The sequence below is a fragment of the Streptomyces sp. NPDC058697 genome, from assembly GCF_042715345.1.
Classification (GTDB): domain Bacteria; phylum Actinomycetota; class Actinomycetes; order Streptomycetales; family Streptomycetaceae; genus Streptomyces; species Streptomyces liliifuscus.
In genome coordinates, this window is sequence record NZ_JBHXSU010000004.1 from 222,412 (window position 1) to 237,346 (window position 14,935).

The following is a 14,935-nucleotide window of genomic DNA, read 5'->3' on the forward strand; positions in this document are numbered from 1 at the left end:
TTTCGGTTGCCGGACCGTGGGCGCCATGGGGCCTCGGGCCCTTCTTGACCTTGACGCAACGGCAGGGTTTCTACTGAGAGCCGTACGGATCGGAGCGATCACCGCGCTCGTCGGAACGATCCCCGTGGAGAGGACACCGAGATGGCCGAGACGACCACCACCACCGAGAAGAACCTGGCTCTGCTGCGCACGGCCTACAAGACGCTGCAGCGCGGCGATCTGGACGCGTGTGTCGAGATGCTGACGGAGAACTTCATCGCCAACGTCCCCGGGGTCCCCGACCCGCTGCACGGTCCGCAGATCTGGCGGCTGGGGACTCAGGCCATGTGGGACGGCTTCCCCGACCTGCAGATCAGTGTCGAGGACATGTTCGGCGCCGACGACAAGGTGGCCGTACGGGTCCACTTCCGCGGCACGCACCGGGGCACCTTCCAAGGGATCCCGGCGACGGACCGGCAGGTCAGTTTCCGGAGCATCGAGCTCTACCGCATCGAAGGCGACAGGATTGCCGAGGAGTGGGTCGCCCCGGACATGATCAGCCTCATGCAGCAGATCTCACCCACGCCGACGGACCACTGAAGCCAGGCCGTCCACCGAAGCCAGGCCGTTCACTGAAGTCAGGCCGTTCACTCAGGTCGGCGTCAAAATGGCCGGGCCAGGCGGAAGTTGCGCTCAATGGCGTACGGGGGTCTGCGCGGGCGTCTCCTCGGCCGCCGCGGCTGGGCCGCCGGGGTGGCGCAGGGCGCAGAGGTAGCCGATGCCGAGGGCGACGGCCATGCCGTAGAACACCCACTGGTTGGCCTCGGCGAAGTCCATGCGGATCGAGGACATCGCGTCGCGCATGGTCGTCGCGACCGGGCCGTCGCCGGTGGGGGTGCGGGCGTCCGCCTGGCCGGTGATCGACTGCGTCACGTCTTCGGCCACGGAGTCGACCTGGTCCGCCGGTACACCGCGACTCCGGAGGGTGCTCTCCACGTTGTCCGTCATGGTGTGCGTCAGCATGGTGCCGAAGACGGCGAGTCCGATGCTGGCCGCGTAGTTGCGGACGGTCTGGGTGATGCCGGTGACTTCGCCATAGGAGGCGTCGATCGCCCGGTTGACGGCGTCCGTCGAGGCCGGGGCGAGGATGAAACCGATGCCCGCGCCGGCGAGCGCGACGTACGGCCACTGGTCGTGCATGGACAGGTCGGTCAGTTTGCCGGCCCAGAGCGCGAACCCGACGGCGCCCACCACACAGCCGATCTTCAACGCGGGGCGGGCTCCCCGCTTGTCGAGGATGCGGCCGCCCCACTGGGAGGCGATGGCGAACCCCACGAAGAAGTAGAGCAGGTACAGGGCGGCCTGGTTGGCCGAGGCGCTGAGGGAGACCTGGGCGTAGACCGAGGCGAAGAAGAACACGGGGACGAACGCCAGCATGGCGAAGAAGAGCACCAGCGAGTCCACGGTGAAGGCCCGGTCGCGGAAGACCGACAGGTTGATCAGGGGGTGGCGGGTGCGCAGTTCGTAGCGGCAGAAGACGTACAGAACCGCGAGGCCGCCGATGATGCAGGCCCATGTCGCCACGCTGTCCCAGCCCCAGGCCGACGCCTGCTGGAAGCCGAGCACGCTCGTGCCCATGCCGACGGCGATCAGCACGGCGCCCTTGACGTCCAGCGGTTCGTCGCGTCGCCGGTCGGAGATGTGGGCGAGCGCGGTGAGGATCAGCGCCACGACGGCGACGGGGACGTTGACCCAGAAGATCGCCCGCCAGGTCCAGGTGGTCAGCCAGCCGCCGAGCAGCGGTCCCACGGCGGTGAGGGCACCGGTGAGGCCGAAGAACAGCGCCAGGGCGCGCCCTCGCCGCTCGATCGGGAACACCGCCACGACGACCGCGAGCGCGGCGGGGAAGAGCAGCGCCGCTCCGAGTCCCTGGGTCGCGCGGAAGGCGACGAGCCACGTCAGTGCGTAGTCCCCGTCGGGCACGCAGCCGCACAGCGCGGAGGAGATGACGAAGATCAGGGTTCCTGCCACGACGACACGACGTGGCCCCAACAGGTCGGCGAGGCGTCCGCCGACGGCGAAGAACGCGGCCAGGGACAGCAGATAGGCGTTGACCACCCACTGCATGCCCGAGGCGGAGAGGCCGAGTTCGGAGACGATGTCGGGCGCCGCGATCGACACGATGGTCTGGTCGATGAACGTCATCGCCACCGCGAACATCATCGCCGCGAGCGCCAGCGGCTGGGAGGCCGCGCGTCCGGCACCGGGCGCGCTCTCGTTACGTTGCGCGTGCGTACGGCTCACCTGGCCAGTCTGCGTCCGAACCGGTGGCGCCGCACCCGGAGCGCATCCCCGACATCACCCGTACGGGGTTCCGGACCGATGGAAGCCGATCGCCCCGCCGGAGGTCCGAGCCGCGCCGCCGGTGGGTTCTCTCGGCCGCGGGCACAACACAGCGTCCCCGTAAGGGTGTTCCAGACGGGGAAAATCGGCATACAGCTTGAAGGAGCGTTGTATATCGGATCATCCTTGGCGCCATGAGTCTCGCCTCCGCCTCATTCGACGTGCCCGCTACGGACGACTACGCCCACGACTGGGCGTTGGTCGACGTGGAAACCTCAGGGCTCGTGGCCCGGCGGGACCGGGTGCTGTCCCTCGCCGTGGTGACGATCGGTCCGGACGGCCGACAGACCGCGGAATTCTCGACACTGCTCAATCCGGGGTGCGATCCGGGGCCGGTGCATGTACACGGACTGACCCCCGAGCGACTGCGGGGCGCGCCCACCTTCGACCAGGTCGCCGGCCGGATCGGCGCCATGCTCCAGGACCGGGTTCTGGTCGCCCACAACGCCCAGTTCGACTACGACTTCCTGGCCCACGAGTTCGCCCGCGCGCGCATGTGGCTACCGGTGTCCCAACGCCTGTGCACGCTGGCCCTGAACCGCCAGGTGGATCCGCCCACGGACGACATGAAACTCGGCACCCTCGCCGCGCACTACGGCGTTCCCCAGCAGCACGCGCACGATGCGCTGGACGACACCCGGGTGCTGGCCGGGATCCTGCGGGCATCGCTGCGCCAGGCGGCTCGGCTCGATCTGCCCCTGCCGCTCGTGTCCTGTCCGCCCCGTGCGGAGTCCCAATTCACGCCGCAGCCGCCCAAGACCCCCTGCGCCTACCGCAACCCGGGGCGGCCGGCTCCCGGCGGGCCGCTCCGGCAGGGGATGAAGATCGCGATCACCGGGGATACCGCGCACGCCCGGGCGGAGCTGGTCGGGCGTGCGGTCGCCGCCGGGCTGAACATGATGGCCTCCGTGAGCCGGCACACCAGCGTGCTGGTCACCAACGACCCGACGTCCGATTCGACGAAGGCCCGACGCGCGGTCGCCGAAGGCGTGCCGGTCATCGACGAGCACACCTTCCTGCGGCTGCTGGCCGACGTACGGCCCGGGACGGCGCACGAGGCGACGGCCGCTCCCGCCGTGGTGATCGCGCCGGTGGCGGCACCGGCGACGGAGACGGCGACGGATGCGGGTGCGGGGACGGGGGCGGGTGCGGGGAAGGCACAAGTCCAGGTCACCGAGCCGGAATCCATCACAGCACCGGTCCCGGAAGAGCCCGTCCGGCTGTCGCCCTCCCCCGGCGCCTCAGTCCCAGCCCCCGCCCTCGCCCCCGTCCCCGTCCCGCGCCAACCCGGCGACTCGGTCGACTCGGTCGGCTCCTTGGACAATCCACTGGCGGGCCACCGGGTACTGGTGCTCGGCGGGGTCCACGCCGACGCCGCGGCGGCCCGTACACGCGTCGTCGAGTTGGGCGGATCCGCGGCCATCAACCTGTCGGCCAGCGTCACCGACGTCGTCCTTCTCGCCCGCGGGGAGACGGACCGCCGCATGAACCGCATCACCGCCCTCGAACTCCCCGTGCATGACGGTCACTGGCTCAGCGCGCCTGCCTCCATCGACCGGGGCACGGCGGCCTTCCGAACCCAGGAACCACGGGTGCTGCCGAGGGGCGGGGTCACCGATCTGCCCGTGCCGCACGGCGGACCGGCGCCCGACTGGTACATCACGGCCAGCTGGGCCCCGCAGGCCGATTGCGAGATCGACGTCGTCGCGTTCCTCCTCGACGAGGACGAACAGGTCACCTTCGACGAGGAGTTCATCTTCTACGGCGCCCCGGAGAGCCCCGCCGGTACCGTGCGGCTCCTCACCGGCGGTCCGGCCGAACAGACCATCGCCATCGACGTGGCCTCCCTGCCGCCCGCGACCCGCAAGGTCGTCGTCGCCGCGGCCATCGACGGTGTCGCCACCTTCGGGACGGTCGGCGCGATCCAGATCGGCGCGGCCGCGGGCAACAGCGGCGCGCCCGTCGCCCGGGCGACCCTGGACGCCGCCACGACCGAACGCACCATGCTCCTCGCGGAGATCTACCGTAGAGGTCCACTCTGGCGCCTGCGCACCGTCGGCCAGGGCTACGACCACGGCCTGGGCGCCCTCGCCCGCGGATACGGGGTCGACATCGCCGACTGAACCGGCCTAGTTCTGCGGTGCCAGGGTGCGCAGGACGCAGAACTCGTTGCCCTCGGGGTCTGCCATGACCACCCAGCTTCGGCCCGGGCCTTGGCCCACATCCGTCCGGGAGGCGCCGAGGCCGAGCAATCTGGTCACCTCGTCCTCGGTACTGCCGTCGATCGGGCTGACGTCGAGGTGAAGCCGGTTCTTCACGGTCCTGCCCTCGGGCACCGGCACGAACAGCAGGGTCGGCGGCATCTGGCGGGCCCGGACATCCTCGACGGTCGGCACCCAGGAGCCGATCTCGACCTTGCCCCCACTCCGCTCGATCACCTTGAAGTCCAGGACCTCGCACCAGAAGACCGCGAGCCTCTCCGGATCATGGCAGTCAACGGCCAACTCGGTGAACCTACTTGTCACGACTCCCCCAGACAGTACGGACGGAGCTCAGAGTATTGGCTGCCCGGACCGGCCTCCGCCACCCGTTCACCTCCGGCTCCATTCCTCCGCCAGCAGTTCGAACGACCTCACTCGGTCGGCGTGGTCGTGGCGGCCCGGCCCACCCGTTCCGCGAAGCGGGCGTGCGGTCCGGCCAGCGCGGCTCAGACCGCGTTGTCCGAGGCTTCACCACTCCATGTCCAGCAGGCAGTTGAGGGATTGATCATTGCAGCTGCATGAAATCCCGCCGCCGAGGTCTCCCAGCGGGTCGGCGCCGCGGTCAGGCCGGGTAAGGGGCGGCCTCGCGTGCCGACTTGAGTGCGCCCGCCCACCAGGCCAGCTGGTCGAGCAGCGTCTTGGCGTACCCGGGGGCATCGGGGTCGAGCGGACGGCCGTCCTGCCATGCCGTGAAGTAGTTGGGGAAGGCGAGACCGTCACGGATCGTCACCGCATGCAGTTCGGTCAGCACGTTCTCCAGGTGCAGGACAGCGTGGCGGCCGCCCGCCGCGCCCCCGTAGCTGACGAAGGCGACGGGCTTGGCCGTCCACTGGGTGAAGTGCCAGTCGATGGCCGCTTTCAAGGAGGCGGGGTAGCTGTGGTTGTACTCGGGTGTGACCACGACGAACGCGTCCGCGCTCTCCAGCGCGGCGGTCAGGTGCCGCATCCCGGCCGGGCGGGGGTAGTCGTCGCCGGCGTACTTCGGCGATGCCGCGGGCAGGGACAGCGGGATCTCGACGTCGGCCAGATCGACGACATCGACGTCGAAACCGCCGTGTGAGTGGGCCTGTTCAGCCAGCCAGGACGCGACCACCGGACCGAACCGCCCTTCGCGGACGCTCGCGACGATGACCACCAGCTTGTGTGTGTTGTTCTCCATGCCCACCACCATCGGGTCGGCCCTCGGCCACAGCCAGGCCGAGCTCAGGCTGGCCCCCGCAGGGCCTCCCTAAGCCCGCCGCGACCGGTCCGGCCCGGCCTATCCTCAAGACATGGGTACGCCGTTGGGAGACTTCATCCGGAGCAAGCGCGACAGTGTCCAGCCGGAGACACTCGGCCTCCCGGACCGAGGCCGCCGCCGCTCACCGGGGCTGCGCCGCACGGATCTCGCGGCGCGCGCCGGCATCAGTGTCGAATACCTGACCCGTATCGAGCAGGGCCGTGACCGCAATCCCTCGGTGGCGGTGGTGAACGCTCTCGCCGACGCTCTGAGCCTCTCCCCCGCCGAGCGCGCCCACCTGCGCTACCTCACGAAGATCACAGGCGGAGAATGCACTGCCCACTCCCGGCCCGCGCCCCCGCCCCGGCATGTGCGCGACGCCGTTCAGCAGACGCTCCGCCTCCTCGAACCAGGCATCGCCGTGGTGACCAACCGGCTGGGTGACATCCTCGCCCACACCTCCGCCTACCAGTCGGTGACGAAGGACAGCGGACTGCTCGACAGCGAAGCCCCGAACCTCACCCGCTACGTGTTCGCCGACCCCCGCGCCCGCACCTTCTTCACCGACTGGGACGACGTCGCCGACGAGCAGGCATTCGACCTGTGGCTCGCCCCGTCCGTCGAGAACTCCGAGTGGTTCACCGCGGAACTAGCACCCCTTGCCGGCCCCGAACTGACCCGGCGCCTGAACCGGCACGTCGTTCCGCAACGCGGCGTCCTCCGACTCAGCCATCCCGCCGGATGCGAGCTCCGGCTGCTGCGCGAGACACTCGAACTCACCGCTGACGCACAGCAGTTGACCGTCTTCCTCCCCTCGGACGACGAAACCGCCGAGGCCGTTGAACAACTCCGCCGCGGGCGCCGGCACAGCACCCTGCGGGCCATCTCCTGAAGTGTGCGGCCCGGCCGACCGACCACCGGGGCGGGTCCGTGTGCAACCTTCCGTGGACTGCCCGACTCACAGCCATCCGTGCCGTTCAGGGCCAGAGACCAGGCAGCGAGGGCACGGTCCCATGACCGATCGGGCTCGGTTCAGGCGCGGGGGTCCGTCTCGTCGGCGTCGAACCTGCGCACCTCGTTGCGTATCCGCGGACCCCACTTGGTGAGGAGCGCCGTGACCTCCGGGGTGGCCACATGCCGGTCGAGGGCCTCCTGGGACGCCCACTGCTCAAGCACCGTGACGGTTCCGGTCGCCGCGTCCTCCACGCAGAACGAGATCATCACGTTCCCCGGGTTCGCGGCGGCGAGCGGATACGACGTTGCCCGCGCCTCGGCGACGAACCAGTCGGCGTCTTCCTCGGCGACGAAATGCCCGGTGGGGGCGACTGCGCCCTGCACGTCATCGGCGTGGGGGGCCAGGGCCCGGGCGGTGGAGGTGCCGGAGCGGGCGGTGCCGATGGCCAGGACGGGCATCGGCAGCTTCTTCTCGGCGAGCAGCGCGCGGTTCTCGCGTCCGTCCTCCAGCAGAGTGCGGTAGTGCTCGAAGCCTCCGCGCAGCCGCTCTCGGCCGGTGTACTCGTGTGCGTAGGCGGCGAGGTCGTCCTGGCTGAAGGTGCCGGGGTTGGACAACCCACGAACTGGTCACCCGCAGGCCCGACCCCCGCGACCGCCGCGCCCGCCTGGTCCTGATCACCGACACCGGACGCGCCCGCCTCGACCAGGTACGCCACAGCCTCGCCGCCGCCGAGGCCCGCCTGCTCACCGACCTCGACGCCCAACAACTGCGCACCCTGCTGTCCCGCGTCGCCCAGGCCGCGCAACGCAACTCCCTCGCGCCCGAAGAAGCAGACTGCTGATGCACCAACAGGCGGCCGCTCGGCAGGACTTCACCATCGGACAGGCGGTCAGGCGTCAGCCCCTGCTGTCGTACGCCTGCCGGCAGTTCTGGATCTCCGCGCTGTGCTCGACGGTCCAGTTGTAGAGATGCCCGAACGGCTCGCGCAGGGACTCGCCCAGCGGTGTGAGGGAGTATTCGACGCCGACCGGTGAGGTCGGCAGTACCTTGCGCTGGATCATGCCGTTCCGCTCAAGGCGACGCAGTGTCTGAGTGAGGACGCGCTGCGTCACACCCTCCAGACCACGCTTCAGCTCATTGAACCGGGTGGGCCGCTCCAGCAGTGCCATGACCATCATCGACCACTTGTCCGCGATCTGGTCGAGGATCGGCCGGCTGGGGCAGTCGGCCCGGAAAACGATGCGCTCTTCGGCATCAACTCCGTGCGGGTCGGTGTCCTTCATGTGCCTTGGTTCTCCCAAAGTGCGTCCTTGACGATCGCAGCGGCGCCGCCGACGGTAGGTATGCATCGCAAACCTACATACCTTTTGACAACCTAGGGAGACCGCATGGCGGACGATGCCCACTCCACCCTGCGCGTGAGCAGCGAACACGGCGTCACACGGATCGTCCTCGACAATCCACCGGTGAACGTGATCGGCGCGACGATGATGCGCGAGCTCCGCACCGTGCTGACCACGCTCGCCGACGATCCATCGGTCCGGGTGATCGTCTTCTCGAGCGCCGACCCTGAATTCTTCCTCGCTCACGTGGACATGCGGATCGGGGAGGAGATGGACGTCCTCCAGGAGCTCGCCGCGTCGGCACCGGCGGACGTCAACGTGTTCCAGGCCGTCGGTGAGCTCATCCGCCACCAGCCGCAGGTGACCATCGTCAAGCTCGCGGGGAAGGCGCGCGGGGGCGGGGCGGAATTCGTAGCCGCGGCGGACATGGCGTTCGCCGCCGTCGAGACCGCCGGACTCGGTCAGATCGAAGCGCTCATGGGCATCGTCCCCGGCGGAGGCGGAACGCAGTACCTCCGGGACCGCGTGGGTCGCAACCGCGCACTGGAGGTGGTCCTCACCGCCGGCCTGTTCGATGCCGAGACCGCGGCGTCCTACGGCTGGATCAACCGGGCCGTGCCCGCCGACGAGCTCGACGAGTACGTCGACCGTGTCGCTCGCGATATCGCCGCGCTGCCCGACGGCGTCATCGAAGCGGCGAAGCGCTCGCTGCCCGCCGAAGACTTCAAGGAGGGACTCGTGCGTGAGAACGACGCCTGGGCCGCCACGTTCAGCCTGCCGGCCGCTCGGCGGCTGATCAGCGGGGGCTTGCGGGACGGGGCACAGACACCGGCCGGCGAACGCGACCTCGAGGGACTGATGCGCGGCGTCGCGCGCTGATTGCCGGACGGCCGTCTGCGATCACTCGGCAGGACGCGCACCCCGCAGGAGAGCGGGTCCGCCTGTGCCTGCGGGCATGGAGGCGAGCGGGCCTCAACGGCGGCGCAGGCGTTTGTCGGTGATCGCCGGGGTGGGGTCGATGTAGAAGTCGCCGGGATTCACGTCGACTCCGGGCGGGACGATCTCGTCGATGCGGTCGAGGAGGTCGTCGCCGAGCTCTACGTCGGCCGCGGCGAGGAGGTCGGTGAGCTGTTCGGGGCGGCGCGGGCCGATGAGTACCGCGGTGACAGCCGGATGAGCCCGGACGAAAGCGGTGGCCAGATGAGGCAGCGGCAGCCCGGCCTCGGCGGCCAGCGCGGTCAGTTTGCCCACGGCATCGGCCTTGGCCTGTACGCCCGGCTGGGTGAGGTCGAACATCTTCGCCCCCGCGCCGGCGCTGCGGTGCCCGGCGGTGGGATCCGCGCGGCCCGAGAGCCAGCCGGAGTTGAGCGGCCCGAAGGTCAGCACGCCCATGCCGTAGCGCTGGGCGGTGGGCAGCACCCGGCTCTCCACACCGCGGGTGAGGATCGAGTACGGCGGCTGCTCGGTGCGGAACCGGTGGTGGCCGCGGCGCTCGGCCGTCCACTGGGCCTGCACCATGTCCTCGGGAGAGGAGAACGAGGCGCCGACAGCACGGACCTTCCCGGCCCTGACCAGGTCCGACAGGGCACCAAGGGTCTCGTCGATGTCGGTGTGCGGGTCCGGGCGGTGCATCTGATACAGGTCGATGTGGTCGGTGTCCAGGCGGCGCAGGCTGTCCTCCAGCGCGCGGCGGATCCAGCGGGCCGAGCCGCCGCCACGGTTGGGGTCCTCGCCCATCGCCAGCCCGAATTTGGTGGCCAGGACGATGTCGTCGCGGCGGCCCTTCAGCGCCTTGCCCACGATCGTCTCCGACTCTCCGCCGGAGTACACGTCGGCGGTGTCGACGAGGTTGATCCCGGCGTCCAGAGCCGTGTGGATCATGCGGACCGACTCGTCGTGGTCGGTGTTGCCCATCGCGCCGAACATCATCGTGCCGAGTGCGTAGTGGCTCACCGATATGCCGGTGCCGCCGAGAATCCTGTACTTCATCAGGGGTACCTCCTGGTGCGTGCGTGCTTTCCACCAGACGAGCACCGCTCGCGGCCGGGGTGGGAGACCCGCTCTGACCGGGGGTCCGACAAACCCCCTTTGGCACAGCTCCTCCGCAGGTCACCCGGTCTACGGTGGAGACATGGCCCAGGAACCGAACAGCGAGCTGCGGGACTTTCTCCGCTCCCGCCGCGCGAAGATCACCCCCGAGGAGGCGGGCCTGGCACCCCAGCCCGGCGCCCGCCGCGTTCCGGGCCTGCGGCGCGAGGAGGTCGCCCAGCTCGCCGGCGTCAGCGTCGACTACTACGTCCGTCTGGAGCGCGGACGCCACCTCAACGTCTCCGCGTCCGTCCTGGACGCGATCGCCCGCGCCCTGCGCCTCAACGATCTGGAGCGCGGCCACCTGTTCCGGATCGCCAAACCGACCCGCACCCGTCCTCGCCCGCTGCCCCCGCAGCGCGTCCGCCCCGGTCTGCGACTGCTGCTCGACAGCCTCACCGACGTCCCCGCCCTCGTCTACGGGCGCCGCATGGACGTCCTGGCCGCCAACGACCTCGCCCGTGCCCTGTACACGGACTTCGAGGTCCTGCCCGCCCGCAGCCGCAACATGGCCCGCCTGGTCTTCCTCGACGACCACTTCCGGTCCCTGTACGCCCACTGGGAAGGCGCGGCCCGCGGCATCGTCGCCGCACTTCGCCTGTACGCGGGACGTCACCCGCACGACCCCGCCCTGGCCGAGCTCATCGGCGAACTCTCCGTCCATGACGCGGATTTCCGGCACTGGTGGGCCGACCACGACGTGTTCCAGCGCACCCACGGCACCAAGCGCTTCCACCACCCCGTCGTCGGCGAACTCGTCCTGGGCTACGAGGCCTTCACCCCCGCCGACGACCCCGAGCAGACCCTGGGCGTCTCCACCGCCGAACCAGGCTCCCCCTCCGCGGAACGCCTGAAGCTACTGGCCAGCTGGTCCCGCTCCCCGCACGACCCGGCACCAGCCACACATCCGGACGCCCCACGGCCCTGAAGCCACGGCGCAGGCACAGGTGACCTTCGTCGCCGCAAGGTTGATACTGCCCAGAGCGGTACTCCAGCCGCCGCATGTCCGACCGCTGTGAAGACCTGGCACTCCGTCGCCGAAGTCAGCATCGAGTCAGCGTCAGCACCGCCACAGGGCACCACGATTCGCCAAGATCGATGAACGAGCTTCACCTACTCTGAACAGCAAAAACGCAGGACGAGGCCCCGCCTGCCAGGCTCACCAGGAGGTACCCATGAAGATGCTCATCAACGTCGCGTAGTTTGGCGCGGCCGCAGGTCAGGACCATGCTGAGGGGCCGTTGGTCAGCAAACTCCCAGCATGAGTCAGGAGACGTGCACGTTGGCGACCCAGCTCATACGCGGGATGGGCAGTTTCTTCAAGAACTGTGCCTGTTCCCACCAGAGTCGCTGCTCCCACCTGTACATCGTTCGCTATCGCGACGCTACCGGACGCCAGCTCGAGGAATCGGGGTACGCAAGGCAGGAGGACGCGCTAGACCGACTGACCAAGGTCTACAAGGAGAAACGAAGCACTCCGCGCCAGCAGGCCGACCTCAAGCGCGAGATCGGCAAACAGCGCTTCGGGGAGTACGCCTCCACCTGGCTCACCCGGCAGCGTCACTACGCCCCAGGCAGCGTTCGCTCAGTCAACCAGGTTCTCGGCAGCCAGATTCTCCCCGTCCTGGAATCCCGTCGGATGGGCACGTTCACGTCGACGGTCGTCGACGACTTCATCATGTCGATGGAGGAACGTTCCGTCGGGCTCGCCGCACAACAGAACGCCTTCGACACCCTGAAAAAGATCCTTCTCGACGCACGCCGCCGCGGCGGGATCTCCGAGGACCCATTCGACGGAGTAATCCCACTCGAGTACATCCCTCGGAAAATCACCATCCCGACAATGGACGAGATTCACGCCCTCAAGGCTGCCGGCAGCGACGGTCTGCGGGTCGTCATCGATCTGATGTCCGGCTGCGACTGCCGAAATGGCGAGGCCTACGCCGCCAATCTGGAGCACGACTCAAGCACCGAAAGGTCGGAGAGTTCCGCGAATCTCCCATGCCTTGGACGGTCCGCGAGTCACTCCTTCGATATGAGAAGGATCACGGTGCCGACGTGCACGGCTACCTCCTGCGAACGCGACGCTCCGCGCATTGGGCGCACACAACTCTCGAATACCAATGGAATGCAGCGAAGAAGAGGGAAGGTATCGCAAGAAGGCTCACCGCCTACTCCTTGCGTCACTCCTTCGCGTCCAACTGTCTGGCCAGGGGGATACCCGTCACCGACGTCGCGGAGTGGATGGGTCACAAGAACATCAACATGACGTTCAAGATCTACCGCCATCTCATGCCCGCCTCGATCGGTCGTGCCGCCCGACTCCTCGACGAAGGTCTGTAATGCGAAGGGGCCGGGCGAACGCCCGGCCCCTTCATACAACCTTCTGCTGCTGTGCCCAGTTGTCCAGGTCCACGACCTTGAACCTGAGCTTCCCGCCTAAATAGTACCGAGGTACGCCGTGGCGTCCGGATTCGCGATACATCCAGCGTGGGCTCACACAGAGGTACGTTGCTGCCTCATCGACACCCAGGTATCGGCCACCTCCCTCGCCGCAGGGGCCTCCGACCGACTCGGTACGGCTCATGCCGAAATCGCGTCGTAAGTGGCCTCCGCAACACCCAGTGTCTCCGGACAGGTGCTCGCGCTCTCGCGATGCTCCAGTCGGAGGAGTTTCTTCACATGCCCCTCCGACACCTTGAGAACGCTCGCCACGCGCAGAGTTGGCGTCCCCGACCTGGCAGCCCGCCGAATCAGCTCCCGCCGCTCTGCCCCGGTGAGGTACACATCCCTTCCCGACATTGCTGCATCGACCCGAGCAGGGTCACATCGGAGTTCAAACTGGTGCCGAACGGCCTTGCGCTCAGCCTCCGTCATACCGCCTCGAATACCGTCGGCACCGCTACCCTCCAGAGCGGCTTCAAGGCACGTCTTCCTGACTTGGCAGGCCGAGCAAAGCCTTTTCGCCAGGCCAACACGCTGCTCATCTCCACGCGCTGCTGGGAAGAAAAGGTCAGGGCCCCTTGCCACCTCAACGGCATCCGCGCAAGCCGCCTGCTCGTGCCAGGTCTGGTCTCCCCTAGTCCGAGGCCCGAAGGTCTCTTCGCACATTACTGATACTTCCTCTTCCGATGCCTGCACTGACCTGAGGACCGCAGGAGGTCCAGCAGAGGTACAAAGCATCCGAACAAGGACCGGTTTCCCTAACCGGGAATCGTCAGCTATCTTCCCGTCAGACCGCGCCGGGCGTGCAGATCATTAACTCGTGGCTTTCCGTTGCGTGGCTCGTTGGTCTGGCATGAGCGCGTTGGAAGGCCAACGGGCCGTGCTGGCAGCCAAGTTCGGGGCGATTCATCTACCACGTCGCCGCGGACATGTCGCGGCCACGAGCACCTGGCCGTCCCTGGTCATCGGCCGCCGACCATGTGCCCTGCCCGCCGCGGCATAAGGGCGCCGACCTGCTGACGGAGCGTGGACGGGGATCGCTCCCCTCGCCGCACCTCACAGTGTCCGTGTCGGCGTGACCAATCCGCGTGCCACGCAGTGACTTCACGGTGTGAATGGGGGTACGGCCCGGGGGGAAGCGTCTTGGCAATCGAGCCGTTGGCCGGATCAGACGGCGACGAGTTCCAGACCGAAGTAGCCGTTACCCACGGGGTACGTCTTCGACCGGCGCCATCCCGAGGCCGCGAACAGGGCGTCGAACTCGGCCAGGTCGCGTTCCATGCCGTTCGTCGTGGTGAGCATGGCCATGTCCGACAGGGTGGCCAGGTCGGGCTTGCCGATCTCGCCGACGACCATCTCGACGACCAGCGCGCGTCCTCCCTCGTGCACGGCGGACCGGCAGTTGCGCAGGATGGTCGTGCACTGGTCGTCGTCCCAGTCGTGCAGGATCGTCTTCACCAGGTAGAGGTCAGCCGGTGGAACCTCCACGAAGAAGTCGCCGCCCACTGCGGAGAAACGGCCGGACAGGCCACGCTTGTCGGCCTCGGCGCGAGCGGCCTCGACGACGTGCGGCAGGTCGAGGACCTGCCCGCTCAGCCCCGGGCCGGCCTCCAGCAGCGCCAGGACGAAGTCACCGTTCGAACCGCCGACGTCGACGACGGTGGACACACCGGCGGTGGATACGGCGGCCACGGCGCCCTGCGTCACCAGGCCCGACAGGTCTCCCATCGCCTGGGCGAAGAGGGCCGCTTCCTCGGCGTTCTCCGGCTGCGCGTAGTACTCGAAGATCTCCATCCCCAGCGCCTTGTCGGTCTGGGTCTTGCCTTCCCGCACGGCCTCGGAGAAGGTCGCCCAGGACTGCCAGAGCGCCTGGCCAGTCTGGGCCAGCACCAGGGAGCGCATGGAGCCGGGGACCCCGGAACGCAGCAGGCAGCCCCGGCCGGTGAGACCGAAACGACGGTCCCCCTCGTAGCTCAGCAGGCCGATCGAGGAGGCCGCGCGCATCAGACGGTAGGTGGCCTGCGGATGACTGCCCTCGCGCTCGGCCACCTCCTCGGCCGTCATCGCTCCGTCGGAGAGGTGGTCGGCGATGTGCAGCGCCGCTATGCCCCTCAGCACCTGGGCGCGGACGAGGCCGATCAGCAGGTCGAAGACAGCGCCGGCATCGGCAGCAGGATCGCTCGACGGAACGTCGGTGCCGAGATTGGTGTCAGACATGACAGCTGGAACCCTTCAGTACTTA

General features: G+C 68.6%; 16 protein-coding genes. 6 read left to right on the plus strand and 10 right to left on the minus strand.

Translation table 11 applies throughout. From position 1 onward, the window contains the following. Nucleotides 1–141 precede the first annotated feature (141 nt). A complete protein-coding gene (locus tag ACFWXQ_RS11860) occupies nt 142–579 on the plus strand; it encodes an ester cyclase (protein ID WP_383954838.1) in 438 nt (145 codons plus the stop codon). 93 nt (nt 580–672) lie between these two features. Here the strand turns inward: ACFWXQ_RS11860 and ACFWXQ_RS11865 are convergent, their stop codons facing one another. After that, on the minus strand, nt 673–2,202 hold the full coding sequence (locus ACFWXQ_RS11865; RefSeq protein WP_386268201.1) for an MFS transporter: 1,530 nt from the start codon (nt 2,200–2,202) through the stop codon (nt 673–675). 314 nt (nt 2,203–2,516) lie between these two features. Between ACFWXQ_RS11865 and ACFWXQ_RS11870 the strand changes: the two genes are divergently transcribed. Beyond that, nucleotides 2,517–4,505, plus strand: coding sequence for a TerD family protein (locus ACFWXQ_RS11870; RefSeq protein ID WP_383952982.1), 1,989 nt, complete (start codon nt 2,517–2,519; stop codon nt 4,503–4,505). 6 nt (nt 4,506–4,511) lie between these two features. On the opposite strand, the gene ACFWXQ_RS11875 is transcribed toward ACFWXQ_RS11870, so the two are convergent. Together ACFWXQ_RS11875 and ACFWXQ_RS11880 are read right to left on the minus strand one after the other, a co-directional pair. Beyond that, on the minus strand, nt 4,512–4,907 hold the full coding sequence (locus ACFWXQ_RS11875; protein ID WP_383952980.1) for a VOC family protein: 396 nt from the start codon (nt 4,905–4,907) through the stop codon (nt 4,512–4,514). A gap of 298 nt (nt 4,908–5,205) precedes the next feature. Continuing rightward, nucleotides 5,206–5,802 carry an NADPH-dependent FMN reductase gene (locus tag ACFWXQ_RS11880; RefSeq protein WP_383952978.1) on the minus strand — a complete coding sequence of 199 codons (597 nt, stop codon included), beginning with the start codon at nt 5,800–5,802 and terminating at the stop codon, nt 5,206–5,208. A gap of 112 nt (nt 5,803–5,914) precedes the next feature. Here ACFWXQ_RS11880 and ACFWXQ_RS11885 point away from each other — a divergent pair, with 112 nt between their 5' ends. After that, nucleotides 5,915–6,754 (plus strand): helix-turn-helix domain-containing protein, encoded by an 840-nt coding sequence (locus ACFWXQ_RS11885; protein WP_383952976.1) that lies wholly within the window; start codon nt 5,915–5,917, stop codon nt 6,752–6,754. Nucleotides 6,755–6,894: 140 nt separating this feature from the next. On the opposite strand, the gene ACFWXQ_RS11890 is transcribed toward ACFWXQ_RS11885, so the two are convergent. Further along, nucleotides 6,895–7,431: a putative quinol monooxygenase gene (locus ACFWXQ_RS11890; RefSeq protein ID WP_383952974.1), complete on the minus strand. Its 537-nt coding sequence runs from the start codon at nt 7,429–7,431 to the stop codon at nt 6,895–6,897. A gap of 282 nt (nt 7,432–7,713) precedes the next feature. Further along, nucleotides 7,714–8,100, minus strand: coding sequence for a winged helix-turn-helix transcriptional regulator (locus ACFWXQ_RS11895; protein ID WP_383952972.1), 387 nt, complete (start codon nt 8,098–8,100; stop codon nt 7,714–7,716). A 105-nt stretch (nt 8,101–8,205) separates the two neighbouring features. On the opposite strand from ACFWXQ_RS11895, the gene ACFWXQ_RS11900 reads away from it, so the two are divergent. Further along, on the plus strand, nt 8,206–9,039 hold the full coding sequence (locus ACFWXQ_RS11900; protein WP_383952970.1) for an enoyl-CoA hydratase/isomerase family protein: 834 nt from the start codon (nt 8,206–8,208) through the stop codon (nt 9,037–9,039). A 93-nt stretch (nt 9,040–9,132) separates the two neighbouring features. On the opposite strand, the gene ACFWXQ_RS11905 is transcribed toward ACFWXQ_RS11900, so the two are convergent. Then, nucleotides 9,133–10,149 (minus strand): aldo/keto reductase, encoded by a 1,017-nt coding sequence (locus tag ACFWXQ_RS11905; RefSeq protein ID WP_383952968.1) that lies wholly within the window; start codon nt 10,147–10,149, stop codon nt 9,133–9,135. Nucleotides 10,150–10,291: 142 nt separating this feature from the next. Between ACFWXQ_RS11905 and ACFWXQ_RS11910 the strand changes: the two genes are divergently transcribed. Next, a complete protein-coding gene (locus ACFWXQ_RS11910; RefSeq protein ID WP_383952966.1) occupies nt 10,292–11,176 on the plus strand; it encodes a helix-turn-helix domain-containing protein in 885 nt (294 codons plus the stop codon). Nucleotides 11,177–11,833: 657 nt separating this feature from the next. On the opposite strand, the gene ACFWXQ_RS11915 is transcribed toward ACFWXQ_RS11910, so the two are convergent. Beyond that, nucleotides 11,834–12,208: a hypothetical protein gene (locus ACFWXQ_RS11915; protein WP_383952964.1), complete on the minus strand. Its 375-nt coding sequence runs from the start codon at nt 12,206–12,208 to the stop codon at nt 11,834–11,836. Between the two features lie 41 nt (nt 12,209–12,249). Between ACFWXQ_RS11915 and ACFWXQ_RS11920 the strand changes: the two genes are divergently transcribed. After that, entirely contained in the window at nt 12,250–12,591 is a 342-nt protein-coding gene (locus tag ACFWXQ_RS11920) for a tyrosine-type recombinase/integrase (RefSeq protein ID WP_383952962.1), read from the plus strand. Between the two features lie 31 nt (nt 12,592–12,622). On the opposite strand, the gene ACFWXQ_RS11925 is transcribed toward ACFWXQ_RS11920, so the two are convergent. The 3 genes from ACFWXQ_RS11925 to ACFWXQ_RS11935 all read right to left on the minus strand — a co-directional run bounded on the left by ACFWXQ_RS11925 (nt 12,623) and on the right by ACFWXQ_RS11935 (nt 14,910). After that, on the minus strand, nt 12,623–12,835 hold the full coding sequence (locus ACFWXQ_RS11925; protein ID WP_383952960.1) for a helix-turn-helix domain-containing protein: 213 nt from the start codon (nt 12,833–12,835) through the stop codon (nt 12,623–12,625). After that, nucleotides 12,832–13,431, minus strand: a complete 600-nt coding sequence (locus ACFWXQ_RS11930; protein WP_386268077.1) for a WhiB family transcriptional regulator — start codon at nt 13,429–13,431, stop codon at nt 12,832–12,834. Before ACFWXQ_RS11930 ends, ACFWXQ_RS11925 begins: the two co-directional genes overlap by 4 nt. Before the next feature lie 429 nt (nt 13,432–13,860). Next, entirely contained in the window at nt 13,861–14,910 is a 1,050-nt protein-coding gene (locus ACFWXQ_RS11935) for a methyltransferase (protein ID WP_383952956.1), read from the minus strand. Nucleotides 14,911–14,935 lie beyond the last annotated feature (25 nt).